Raw genomic sequence first — 12,563 nt, forward strand, 5'->3', positions numbered from 1 at the left:
CGTGGCGACCCCGCTGCCGGTGCTGCTCGCCGCCACCTTCGTCCAACTGCTCGACGTCACGAGCGTCCAGGTGGCCGCCCCCGCCCTGCAGGCGGACCTGGACGCGGGCCAGGGCACCGTCCGCCTCGTCCTCGCCGGCTACACCCTCACCTACGCCTGCCTGTTGATCACCGGTGCCCGGCTCGGCGACCGGTTCGGCTACCGGCGGCTCCTCGCCGTCGGCCTCGCCGTCTTCCTCCTCGGCGCGGCGGCCGACGCGGCGGCCCCCTCGGCCGGCGCGCTGGTCGCCGCCCGGCTCGTGCAGGGGGCCGGCAGCGGCCTGCTGGCCCCACAGGTGCTGGCCCTCATCCGCACGACGGTTCCGGCGGCGCGCCAAGCCCACGCGCTCGGACTGCTCGTCGCCACCATGGGGACCGCCTCCCTGGTCGGGCCGCTGCTCGGCGCCCTGCTCCTCCAGGCCGACGTGTTCGGCCTCGGCTGGCGCGCCGTCTTCCTCGCCGGCCTCCCCTTCGGCCTGGCCGCGCTCGCCGGCGCCACCCGGCTACCGGCGACGCGCGGCGCCGGACGGCAGCGCGTCGACGCGGCCGGCGCCACGCTCGCCACCGCCGGGCTCGGGCTGCTGATCCTGCCGCTGGCCGTCGGCCGGGACGCCGGCTGGCCCGCCTGGTCCTGGGCCAGCCTGGCCGCCGGCGCCGCCGCGCTCGCCGGCTTCGCCGCGCTCCAACGGCGCCCCGGGCGCGAGCCGTTGCTCCACCCCGACCTGCTGCGCGATCCGACCGCGCGGACCGGCGCCCTCCTCGTCCTCGTCTTCAACGCCGGCGTGCCGTCGTTCACCTACCTGCTCTTCCTCCACCTGCAGTCCGGCCTCGGCTACTCACCGCTGGCCGCCGGCCTCACGGCCGCCCCCTTCGCCGCCGCCGCCATGCTCGGCAGCCGGGCCGCGCCCCGCCTCTCGCGCCGCCGTCCCCCGCTCGTCCCGGCCGCCGCGACGCTGGCCGCCACCATGGCGGCCCTGGCCTGCGCCACCGCGCTCGGCTCACCCCGCTGGGCGCTGGTCGCGGCCCTCGTGCCGGGCGGCGCGGCGTTCGGCCTCTTCACGGCGCACGCCTTCACCACGGTGCTCGCCCGCGCCCACCCGGCCGCCGTCGGCTCGGTCGCCGGCCTGCTGCCCACCGCCCAACAACTCGGCGGCGCGGTCGGCATCACCCTGGCCGGCCTCGTCCACTCCGCCACCCCCGACGACCCGGCACGCGCGTTCACCCACGCGCTGGCCTACGAGGCCGCCACGTTCCTCCTCGCCGCCGCCGTCGCGCGCCGGCTGACCCGGCCCGCCGTCGTCCCTGGAAGCCGGGCCGCGCCGCCGGGAATGACCGAGCCGACCCGTCGTGTTGCGCTCGGTGAAGACCCCAGAACCGTCGAGAGGGACGAGATGCCACTCAAGGGCGAGTACGAACCGAGCGCCGCGCCGTACGTCCGTGACCAGGTGGAGCTGTACGAGAGCTCCGGCGGTACGCGGGGCACGACGCTGGAAGCCGTGGTCGGTCCGAACGACGAGAAGCGGAAGGACCTGCCGGTCGTCATCCTCACCACCGTGGGAGCGAAGAGCGGCAAGCTCCGCAAGTCCCCGCTGATGCGCGTCGAGCACGAGGGCTCCTACGCCGTGGTCGCCTCCCTCGGCGGCGCCCCCAAGCACCCGGTCTGGTACCACAACGTGGTGGCCGACCCCCGGGTCGAGCTCCAGGACGGCCCGGTGCGGCAGGACATGCTGGCGCGTGAGGTGACCGGCGAGGAGAAGGCCGTGTGGTGGGCCCGGGCCGTCGAGGCGTACCCGGACTACGCCGACTACCAGAAGAAGACGGACCGCGAGATCCCGGTCTTCGTCCTGGAGCCGGCGCCCGAGGAGCACTGACCCGAGGGGGCGGCGGTTGTCAGTGGGGGCTGCGAGACTGCCCCGCGTGAACGAACAGAGCGCGAAGGCCGACCTCCTCCGGTACCTCCAGTCCGCCCGGGACGCCCTGCTGTGGAAGCTGGACGGCCTCTCCGAGTACGACGTCCGCCGCCCCCTCACCCCGACCGGCACCAACCTGCTCGGCCTGGTCAAGCACGTCGCCGGCGTGGAGTTCGGGTACTTCGGCGACACCTTCGACCGCCCCTACTTCGTGGCCGAGCCCACCCCCTCCTACTACCGGGAGAACGCCGAGGCCAACGCCGACATGTGGGCCACGGCCGAGGAGTCGCGCGAGGAGGTCGTCGACCTCTACCGGCGGGCCTGGGCCCACTCGGACGCCACGATCGAGGCGCTGCCGCTCGACGCGGTCGGCCGGGTGCCCTGGTGGCCGGAGGACCGGCGCGAGGTGACCCTGCACCGCGTCGCCGTCCATGTCATCACCGACACCCAGCGCCACGCCGGCCACGCCGACATCGTCCGGGAGCTCGTCGACGGCGCGGCCGGCATGGTGAAGGGCAACGACAACATGCCGCCGGGCGACCGCGGCTACTGGGAGAGCCACCGCGAGCGCGTCGAGCACGCGGCCCGGGAGGCGGGCGGCCGCTGACGAGGGTTGTCCTGGTGTCCACTCCAAGGTCTAGGGTCCGCGACCATGGCGACCAACACGTACAGCAGGACACTCGGCCGCAGCGGCATCGAGGTGAGCGCCCTCGGCTTCGGCTGCTGGGCCATCGGCGGCGAGTGGCAGTCCGCCGACGGGAAGCCCCTGGGCTGGGGCCGGGTGGACGACGACGAGTCGGTGCGGGCGATCCACCGCGCGCTCGACCTCGGCGTCACCTTCTTCGACACGGCCGACGCGTACGGCACGGGCCACAGTGAGCGGGTGCTCGGCCGCGCCCTCGGCAGGCGCCGTGCCGAGGTCGTCGTCGCCACCAAGTGGGGCAACCTCTTCGACGAGCGGACCAGGACCAGGACCGGCCAGGACGACTCCCCGGAGCACGCCCGCCGCGCCCTCACCGCCTCCCTGCGGCGCCTCGGCACCGACCACGTCGACCTCTACCAGCTGCACATCTCCGACGCCGACCCCGAACGCGCCGCCCGACTCCGGGACACCTGCGAGGAGTTCGTGCGGGACGGCCTGATCCGCGCCTACGCCTGGTCAACGGACGACCCGGCCCGGGCCGCCGTCTTCGCCGCGGGCCCACACTGCACGGCCGTCCAGCACCGCCTGAACATCCTCCAGGACGCGCCCGAACTGCTGGCCCTCTGCGCGGAGTCGGACCTCGCCAGCGTCAACCGCAGTCCGCTGGCCATGGGCCTGCTCACCGGCAAGCACGCCGCCGGACGCGCCCTGGAGAGCGGGGACATCCGCAACTCCCCGCCCGACTGGCTGCCGGGGTTCACCGCGAACGCCGGCGCCGACCCGGACTGGCTCCGGCGGGTCGAGGCGCTGCGGGAGATCCTCACGAGCGACGGCCGCACCCTCGCGCAGGGCGCCCTCGCCTGGATCTGGGCCCGCAGCCCACGGACGATCCCCATTCCCGGCTTCCGCACGGTCGCCCAGGCCGAGGAGAACGCGGGCGCGCTCGCGAAGGGACCGCTGACGGCGGCCCAACTGGCCGACGTGGACCACGTGCTGGGTCGCTGAGCGGGTTTCCGCTCAGGATCCCGACGGACCCGTCTGCTTGAACTGGGCGAAGATCTTGGCGCTGAACTCGTCGTTCTCGGGGGTGTCGAAAGTGCGCTGCTTTGTTTTGTGCGGCCCGTCACCCACCAGGAAGCCGGTGATGGTCACCGTGTACTCGACGCCGTTGACGTGGACGACGGCGTCGTCCGGGTGGACGTCCGGCAGCGTGACCTGATCGTGCCAGTGCGCACCCACGTTGGGCGTCTCGTCATGGTCGAAGACCAGCCTGCACTCATGCAGGAGGTCATGGGCCTGGAAGTACACCTGGAGTTGAAGGGTCAGCGAGAACTTCTCGAAGGAGCCCAACAGAATCGGGTAGTTGTGGTGCGTGAAAACGCCCAGCGGGAAATCGTCCCCACCGAGTTCCCCACTGGTGCCAAGACCCTCGAAGTCGTAGCCGCTCTGGTTGCTGCCGTCGACGGGCGTGCCCCACCTGATCTCACTTCGGTTCCTGTTGTCATCCCGGCGGATCTTGAGGCCCGGCAAGTCGGGAGCGTCCGTCCAGTACGCCTTGGTCGTGAGTAAGCCCATGGCGGGAGCGTGCCCATGGGTCAGAGAGCCGAAGCGGGAAAACGAGACAACGGCGGATGTCACACCCAACGCCCGCAAGCCCGGAGCTCACCTGGACACGAAGGCGACGAGATCGAGCGGGTGACCGACGCCACCGGGCGCGTTGGCCGGCTGGCGGCGGTGCTTGAGCGCGTCGTTCGGCGGACGCCGCGGGCCTGGTCCGCGCGGAAGGCGGTGCGGGCCAGGCGTCGCACCGCCGCCCACCCGCCGATGGCGGGTGGGCGGACGGGAAAAAGAGCGGCGTCAGGCGTGGACGACGTCCTTCTCCTCGGCGAAGTGGCAGGCCGAGGGGTGGGCCGCGCCCGTGTCGGCGGACTCGAAGCGGGCGGGGATGGCCAGGAGCGGGGTCTCCTCCGCGCAGCGGGCCTCGGCCTTCCAGCAGCGGGTGCGGAAGCGGCAGCCCGAGGGCGGGTTGGCCGGGGAGGGCACGTCGCCCGTGAGGATGATGCGCTCGCGGGCGTCGCGGGCCGCCGGGTCCGGCTGCGGCACGGCCGACAGCAGGGCCTGGGTGTAGGGGTGGGTGGGGTGGTCGTAGATCTCCCTGTCGGTGCCGATCTCGGCGATCCGGCCCAGGTACATCACGCCGACCCGGTCCGAGATGTGGCGGACGATGGAGAGGTCGTGGGCGATGAAGACATAGCTCAGGTCGAACTCGTCCTGCAGCCGCTCCATCAGGTTGATGACCTGCGCCTGGACCGAGACGTCGAGCGCCGAGACCGGCTCGTCGCAGATGATGATCTCCGGGTTGAGGGCCAGGCCGCGGGCGATGCCGATGCGCTGGCGCTGACCGCCGGAGAACTGGTGCGGGTAGCGGTTGATGTACTCGGGGTTGAGCCCGACCACGTCGAGGAGCTCGCGCACCTTCTTCTGCCGATCGCCCTTGGGCGCCACCTCGGGGTGGATCTCGAAGGGCTCCCCGATGATGTCGCCGACCGTCATGCGGGGGTTGAGCGACGTGTACGGGTCCTGGAAGACCATCTGGATGTTGCGGCGGACGGCCTTCAGGGCGCGGCTCGAGAGCTTGGAGATGTCCTCGCCCTTGTAGAGGATCTGGCCCGAGGTGGGCTTCTCCAGGCTCATCAGCAGCTTGGCGACGGTGGACTTGCCGCAGCCCGACTCGCCCACGATGCCCAGGGTCTCGCCCTGGTACAGCTCGAACGAGACGTCGTCGACGGCCTTGACCGCGCCGATCTGCCGCTTGAGGAGGATGCCCTGGGTGAGTGGGAAGTGCTTGACCAGATTGCGCACCTGGAGGATGGGCTCGCGGGTCGGCTCAGCCATGGATCGTCTCCTTCCAGAAGTGGCAGGCGCTGGTCCGGCCGCCGATCGGGCCGCCGTCCTGCTCCGTCACGTCGACCAGCGGCGGGACCTCGCTCCGGCAGACGTCCCTGGCCTGCGCGCAGCGCGGGTTGAAGGCGCAGCCGGAGGGGATCGCGGTGAGGGTGGGCGGCAGGCCCTTGATGGCGTAGAGCTCCTGGCCCTTGTGGTCGAGGCGCGGGATGGAGTCCAGCAGGCCCTTGGTGTAGGGGTGCGCGGGCCGCTTGTAGAGCTCGTGCACCGGGGCGTTCTCCACGATGCGGCCGGCGTACATCACCGCGATCTTGTCGGCGACGTCGGCGACGACGCCCAGGTCGTGGGTGATGAGGATGAGGCCCATGTTGAAGTCGCGCTGGAGCTCCGCGAGCAGGTCCATCACCTGGGCCTGGACGGTGACGTCCAGGGCGGTGGTGGGCTCGTCCGCGATGATCACGTCGGGCTCCAGGGCCAGCGCCATCGCGATCATGATGCGCTGCCGCATGCCGCCGGAGAACTGGTGCGGGTAGTCGTTCACCCGCTCCTTCGCCGCCGGGATGCGGACCCGGTCCATCAGCTCGATGGCCCTGGCCTTGGACTCCTTGCGGGACATGCCCCGGTGCACCCGGAACATCTCGCCCAGCTGGAAGCCGACGGAGAGGACCGGGTTCAGCGCCGAGAGCGCGTCCTGGAAGATCATGGCGATCTTGTCGCCGCGGATCCGGCGCCGCTGCTCCTCGGACATGGCGAGCATGTCCTCGCCGCGGAAGAGGATCTGGCCGCCGGTGATCTTCCCGGGCGGGGTGTCCAGGATGCCCATGATGGTCTGGGCGGTGACGGACTTGCCGGAGCCGGACTCGCCGAGCACGGCCAGGGTCTCGCCGGCGTCGACGGTGTAGCTGACGCCGTTGACGGCCTTGGCCGCGCCGTCCCTGGTGCGGAACTCCACGTGGAGGTCCCGCACTTCGAGCAGCGGCACCCCGGGGACTTCCGCCTTGGTCATTTCGATCGACACGCGCGTTTCTCCCTCAGCGCAGCTTGGGGTCCAGGGCGTCACGCACGGCGTCACCCAGCATCAGGAAGGACAGGATGGTGATGCTCAGCAGGATCGAGGGGTAGAGCAGGATGTGCTCCGCCACCCGGATCTGGTCCTGGGCCCGGTTGATGTCACCGCCCCACGAGATCGCCGGCTCCGAGAGCCCGATACCCAAATACGACAATACCGCCTCGGAGGTGATGTATCCGCCGAGCGCGATCGTCGCGACGACGATGACCGGGGCGATGGCGTTGGGCAGGATGTGCCGGAGCAGGATCCGCCAGGTGCCGGCGCCGAGTGAGCGGGCGGCGGCCACGTAGTCGGACTGCTTGACGGAGATCACCGAGCCGCGCATGACGCGGGCGATGGTGGTCCAGCCGAGGAACGCCAGCGCGAAGGTGACGGTCCACTCGGTCCTGGTGTCGAAGGAGACCAGGATGACCATGGTGCCCAGCAGGAAAGGGATGCCCATGAAGATGTCGGTGAGCCGGGAGAGCAGGGTGTCGAGCACCCCGCCGAAGTAGCCGGCGAGCATGCCGACCAGGCTGCCGAAGACGAAGACGATCGCGGTGACCGAGATGCCGATGATGATCGAGGCGCGGGTGCCGTAGATCATCCGGGCGTAGACGCTCTGGCCCTGCTGGTTGTAGCCGAGCCACTCGGGCGAGAAGAAGTGGGTGAGCTGCGGTTCCTGGAGGTAGAAGTTGCTCAGGTCGCCGGCCCGGGGGCTGGCGCTGGTGAACAGGCCGGGGAAGGCCGCCATCACCAGCAGCACCAGGATGATCAGCGCCGAGATCACGAAGCTCGGCTTGCGCCGCAGGTCGTGCCAGGCGTCCGTCCACAGGCTGCGCGGCTTGCCCGGCGCGGGCCCGGCCTCCACGACGGTGGCGCCCTCGACGACGGCGACGGGCACGGGTCCCGCCTGGTCCGGGATGGCCACGTCGTTGGTGGCTGCCTTCACTTCCTTGGGCTCAGGCATAGCGAATCCTCGGGTCCAGGACCGCGTAGAGCAGGTCGACGAGCAGGGTCACGACGAGGTAGACGAGGATGATGAAGCTGACGATGCCCACCACCGTCGATCCCTCGCGGCTGTTGAGCGCGCGGTAGACGGCTCCGCCGATGCCGTGGATGTTGAAGATGCCCTCGGTGACGATGGCGCCGGCCATCAGGTTGCCGAGGTCGACGCCGAGGAAGGTGACGACCGGGATCATCGAGTTCCGCAGCAGGTGCACGCCGACGGCGCGGCGCTGGGTGAGCCCCTTGGCCTTGGCGGTGCGCATGTAGTCGGCGCGCCGGTTCTCCACGATGGAGGTGCGGGTGAGCCGGGCGACGTAGGCGAAGGAGAGCGAGGCCAGCACGATCGCCGGCAGGAACAACTGCCCCCAGTTCTCCGAGTCCTGGACGGTGGGGGTGACCCAGCCCCAGCGGACGCCGAGGTAGGTCTGGAAGATCTGGCCGAGCACGAAGACCGGCACGGAGATCAGCAGCAGCGTGACGAAGAGGATCCCCCGGTCGGAGAACCTGCCGGCCCGCAGACCGGCGACCAGGCCCATGCCGACGCCGACCACGACGGTGATGAGGAAGGCCAGCGCGGTGAGGCGCAGGGTGGCGGGCAGCGCGTCGGAGATCACCTCGATCACCTCGCGTCTGCTGGCGATCTGGGTGCCGAAGTCGCCCTGGAGCAGTCCGGTGAGGTAGTTCCAGTACTGGACCAGGATCGGGTCGTCCAGGCCGAGGCTCTCGCGCATCGCGGCCATCTGGGCCTCGTCCGGGGCGCGTTCGCCCCACAGGGCCCGGACCGGGTCACCGGGGAGGGCGTACATCATCATGAAGATGATGAACGTGGACCCGATGAACACCGGAATCATCTGGAGCAGTCGTCGTACGACATAGCGCCCCATGGTTCCTCCATGTCAGTCGGCGGGGCCGACGGGCCGTTCCCTTCCCGGAACGGCCCGTCGGCCCCCTTAACGCTGCTGGTGCCTGACCGTGCGGCTCAGTTGTTGACCGTGATCTCGGTCAGCACCGGCTGGCCCGCGGAGTTGAAGCGGACGTTGTCCACGTTCTCCGAGTAACCACCGTTGACGTTCTGGTACCACAGCGGGATGGCGGGCATCTCCTCCCAGAGGACACGCTCGGCCTCCTGGTAGGCGGCGACCGTCTCGTCCAGCGTGGCGGCGGCGTCACCCTGGGCGAAGAGCTCGTCGACCTCGGGGCTGTTGAAGCGGCCGTAGTTGCTCTGCGCGTAGGAGGCGTAGAGCTCCTTGGTGAAGTTGACGATCAGCGGGTAGTCCTGGAACCAGCCACCGCGGTACATGCTCACGACCTCGTCGGCCTCGCGGGCCTCCAGGTCGGTCGCGAAGTCCGGCTTGGCGTCACCGACGCACTCGACGCCGAGGTTCTCGATCAGGTTGCCGCAGACCGCCTCGACCCACTCCTGGTGGCCACCGTCCGCGTTGTACTGGATGGTGATCTCGTTGTTGGGGATGCCGCCACCCTCCTCGACGAGCTCACGGGCACGCTCCGGGTCGTAGTCCGTGATGCCGCCGGAGGCGCCCTCCTGGTAGCCGTAGACGCCGGGGGCGACGAAGCTGTCGGCGGGGGTGCGGGAGCCGTTCAGCACCGTGGTGGTGATGGTCTCCCGGTCGATCGCCATCGAGACGCCCTGGAGGACGCGCGGGTCGGTGTCCTCCCAGTTGTACCAAACCGGGACGATGGTCTGGATGCCGTTGTAGGGCTGGGCGATCGCGCGGTCGCCGAGGTCGTCCTGGTAGACGGGCAGGTCGCGCGGGTCCACCTGGCGGATGACGTCCAGGTTGCCGGAGAGCAGGTCCTGGTAGGCCGCGTCCAGGCCGGTGTAGGCGATGATCTCGATGCCGCCGTTCTGGGCGGCGTCCTCACCGGCGTAGTCGTCGTAGCGGGTCAGCTCGATGGACTGGTTGTTGGTCCAGGACTCGAACTGGTACGGGCCGTTGCCGATCGGGTGCTCGCCGAACGCCTCGGGGTCGTCGTAGAACGACTCGGGCAGCGGGGTGAACGCGTCGTAGCCGAGCTTGTAGTCGTAGTACGAGACCGGGTTGCTCAGCTCGATGGTGAAGGTGGTGTCGTCCACGACCTGAAGCCCTGACATGGTGTCGGCGGTCGGGTCACCCTCCTCGGGGTGCACGTCCTCGTAGCCGACGATGTCCGCGAACCAGAAGCTGTTGTTCTGCTCGTTCTGGATGTTGGCGGCCCAGTTCCAGGCGTCCACGTAGCTCTGCGCGGTGACCGGGGTGCCGTCGTGGAAGGTCCAGCCGTCCTTGAGGGTGACGGTCCAGACGGAGTTGTCCTCGTTCGGCTCGACGGACTCGGCGGCGACCATGAAGATCTCGCCGTTGTCGTCGAAGTCGAGCAGCTTGGACCAGACGTTCTGGATCACCAGGGCGCCGTACTGCTCGTTGGTGTTCGTCGGGATCAGGGGGTTCTGCGGCTCGCCGCCGTCGATCCGGACGATGCCATCGGCGTTGACGTCACCGGAGCCACCCCCGCCGCCGTTGTCGTCGCTGTCGCTACCACAGGCGGTCGCCGCCATGGCCACGACTATCGCACTCACGACCCACTTGGCGCTGCGCGCACCACGCATGGGTTGCCTCCTTGGAGTCCACTTTCACTGCATAAGGAACCCCGGTCCGCGGAGGTCTACCCGCGTCCGGTTCGCAATGCCCACAACTGTTGCGCATAAACCTTCGTCTCATCCACCGATGGCCCATTTCATTTTGATGAAGATGGGAAGGTGACAACGCCCAAAATGGGACAAACGGGGGCCCGATACTCTCCGGTATCCGGACCGATGTGACGCAGATCAAGCCGAAGGGTCCGGATACCGGACGAAGGGTCTTAGCTGGGACACGTCAATTCACTTGACGGCCGCGCCGGGCAACGGAGATTTCCGGCCAAACGGGGACGGCCCACCGCCCCGCTCGACCGACCGCCGTCGCCCGACACGACGGGGCTTACTGCCGCTTGGCGCGCGAGGCCGCCCTGGCGCGATCCCGCTGGTCGAGCACCACCTTGCGAATGCGAACCTCGGTGGGCGTCACCTCGACGCACTCGTCCTCGCGGCAGAACTCCAGGGACTGCTCGAGCGAGAGCTTCCGGGGCGGCACCAGGTTCTCCGTGGTGTCGGCGGAGGCGGCCCGCATGTTGGTGAGCTTCTTCTCCTTGGTGATGTTCACGTCCATGTCGTCGGCGCGGGAGTTCTCGCCGACGATCATGCCCTCGTACACCTCGGTGCCCGGCTCGACGAAGATCGTGCCGCGCTCCTGGAGGTTCATCATCGCGTAGGGGGTGGCGACGCCCGACCGGTCCGCGACCAGCGAGCCGCTGCTCCGGGTGCGCAGCTCGCCGGCCCACGGCTCGTGACGCTCGAAGATGCTGTGCGCGATGCCGGTGCCGCGGGTCTCGGTCAGGAACTCGGTGCGGAAGCCGATCAGGCCGCGCGAGGGCACCAGGAACTCCATCCGCACCCATCCTGAGCCGTGGTTGGTCATGGTCTCCATCCGGCCCTTGCGGCTGGCCATCAGCTGCGTGATCGCGCCCAGGTGCTCCTCCGGCGCGTCGATCGTCATCCGCTCGACGGGCTCGTGCACCCGGCCGTCGATCTCGCGGGTGACCACCTCCGGCTTGCCCACGGTCAGCTCGAAGCCCTCCCGGCGCATCGTCTCCACCAGGATGGCCAGCGCCAGCTCGCCGCGGCCCTGCACCTCCCAGGCGTCGGGGCGCTCGGTCGGCAGCACCCGCAGCGACACGTTGCCGATCAGCTCGCGGTCGAGACGGTCCTTGACCAGCCGGGCCGTGACCTTGTGGCCCTTGCCGCCACGGCCGACCAGCGGCGAGGTGTTGGTGCCGATGGTCATCGAGATCGCCGGCTCGTCGACGGTGATCAGCGGCAGCTGGACCGGGTTCTCCGGGTCGGCCAGGGTCTCGCCGATCATGATCTCCGGGATGCCGGCCACCGCGCAGATGTCGCCGGGCCCCGCCACCTCGGCGGGCTTCCTGGTCAGCGCCTCGGTCATCAGCAGCTCGGTGATGCGGACGTTCTGCGTGCTGCCGTCACGCCGCATCCACGCCACGGTCTGGCCCTTGCGCAGCGTGCCCTGCTTGATCCGGCACAGCGCGATCCGGCCCAGGAAGTTGTCGGCGTCCAGGTTGGTGACGTGCGCCTGCAGCGGCGCGTCCTCCTCGTAGACCGGCGCCGGGACGGTCTCCAGCAGCGTGGAGAAGAACGGCTCCAGGCTGTCGCTGTCCGCCGGAACCGTGCCGTCGGCCGGCTGGGTCAGCGAGGCGATGCCGTCGCGGGCGCAGGCGTAGACGATGGGGAACTCGATCTGGTCCTCGTCGGCGTCCAGGTCGAGGAACAGGTCGTAGGTCTCGTTCACGACGGCGGAGATCCGGGCGTCGGAGCGGTCGGTCTTGTTGATGCAGAGGATGACCGGCAGCCGGGCCTGGAGCGCCTTGCGCAGCACGAACCTGGTCTGCGGCAGCGGCCCCTCGGAGGCGTCGACCAGGAGCACGACGGCGTCCACCATCGACAGGCCGCGCTCCACCTCGCCACCGAAGTCGGCGTGGCCGGGGGTGTCGATGATGTTGATGACGACCGGCTCGCCACCGCCCTTGGGGTGGTACCTGACGGCGGTGTTCTTGGCGAGGATGGTGATGCCCTTCTCGCGCTCCAGGTCGTTGGAGTCCATCACGCGCTCGTCGACGTGCTGGTGCGCGGCGAAGGCTCCAGCCTGCCGCAGCATGGCGTCGACCAGCGTGGTCTTGCCGTGGTCGACGTGGGCGACGATGGCGACATTGCGGATGTCATGGCGCGTAGGCATGGCTGGGGGCTTCTCCAGGTGTCGTGAGGACGAGGCGGCGGGCCCCTACCGGGGGTGCCGGCCGCGTGCGGGCACGGCGCCGGCCTCATACGCCATCGTACGTTGCCCGGCCCCGGGCGGCCCGGGCCACCGGCGCCGGCCGGGGCCGGGCAACGTACGATGGCGTAT

General features: G+C 70.0%; 10 protein-coding genes. 3 read left to right on the plus strand and 7 right to left on the minus strand.

Annotated features, from left to right (window positions below; translation table 11 throughout):
• Window position 1 precedes the first annotated feature (1 nt).
• Genes RNC47_RS26270 through RNC47_RS26280 form a run of 3 tightly spaced genes read left to right on the plus strand, consistent with a single transcriptional unit; the run spans window position 2 to window position 3,596 of the window.
• Window positions 2–1,909, plus strand: a complete 1,908-nt coding sequence (locus RNC47_RS26270; protein WP_311602150.1) for a nitroreductase/quinone reductase family protein — start codon at window positions 2–4, stop codon at window positions 1,907–1,909.
• 46 nt (window positions 1,910–1,955) lie between these two features.
• A complete protein-coding gene (locus RNC47_RS26275) occupies window positions 1,956–2,555 on the plus strand; it encodes a DinB family protein (protein WP_311602152.1) in 600 nt (199 codons plus the stop codon).
• Window positions 2,556–2,600: 45 nt separating this feature from the next.
• Window positions 2,601–3,596 carry an aldo/keto reductase gene (locus RNC47_RS26280; RefSeq protein WP_311602153.1) on the plus strand — a complete coding sequence of 332 codons (996 nt, stop codon included), beginning with the start codon at window positions 2,601–2,603 and terminating at the stop codon, window positions 3,594–3,596.
• Between the two features lie 12 nt (window positions 3,597–3,608).
• On the opposite strand, the gene RNC47_RS26285 is transcribed toward RNC47_RS26280, so the two are convergent.
• The 7 genes from RNC47_RS26285 to typA all read right to left on the minus strand — a co-directional run bounded on the left by RNC47_RS26285 (window position 3,609) and on the right by typA (window position 12,395).
• On the minus strand, window positions 3,609–4,166 hold the full coding sequence (locus RNC47_RS26285; RefSeq protein WP_311602154.1) for a choice-of-anchor K domain-containing protein: 558 nt from the start codon (window positions 4,164–4,166) through the stop codon (window positions 3,609–3,611).
• 282 nt (window positions 4,167–4,448) lie between these two features.
• Window positions 4,449–5,486, minus strand: a complete 1,038-nt coding sequence (locus tag RNC47_RS26290; protein WP_311602155.1) for an ABC transporter ATP-binding protein — start codon at window positions 5,484–5,486, stop codon at window positions 4,449–4,451.
• Window positions 5,479–6,501 carry an ABC transporter ATP-binding protein gene (locus RNC47_RS26295; protein WP_311602170.1) on the minus strand — a complete coding sequence of 341 codons (1,023 nt, stop codon included), beginning with the start codon at window positions 6,499–6,501 and terminating at the stop codon, window positions 5,479–5,481. The genes RNC47_RS26290 and RNC47_RS26295 overlap by 8 nt, the downstream gene beginning before the upstream one ends.
• A 25-nt stretch (window positions 6,502–6,526) precedes the next feature.
• Complete coding sequence (locus tag RNC47_RS26300) at window positions 6,527–7,513, minus strand: ABC transporter permease (RefSeq protein WP_311602156.1); 987 nt, start codon at window positions 7,511–7,513, stop codon at window positions 6,527–6,529.
• A complete protein-coding gene (locus RNC47_RS26305) occupies window positions 7,506–8,435 on the minus strand; it encodes an ABC transporter permease (RefSeq protein WP_311602158.1) in 930 nt (309 codons plus the stop codon). Before RNC47_RS26305 ends, RNC47_RS26300 begins: the two co-directional genes overlap by 8 nt.
• 95 nt (window positions 8,436–8,530) lie before the next feature.
• Entirely contained in the window at window positions 8,531–10,156 is a 1,626-nt protein-coding gene (locus tag RNC47_RS26310; protein ID WP_311602160.1) for a peptide ABC transporter substrate-binding protein, read from the minus strand.
• A 370-nt stretch (window positions 10,157–10,526) separates the two neighbouring features.
• Window positions 10,527–12,395: a translational GTPase TypA gene (typA, locus tag RNC47_RS26315; protein WP_311602162.1), complete on the minus strand. Its 1,869-nt coding sequence runs from the start codon at window positions 12,393–12,395 to the stop codon at window positions 10,527–10,529.
• Window positions 12,396–12,563 lie beyond the last annotated feature (168 nt).

The sequence above is a fragment of the Streptomyces millisiae genome (assembly GCF_031845425.1).
Lineage (GTDB): Bacteria > Actinomycetota > Actinomycetes > Streptomycetales > Streptomycetaceae > Streptomyces > Streptomyces millisiae.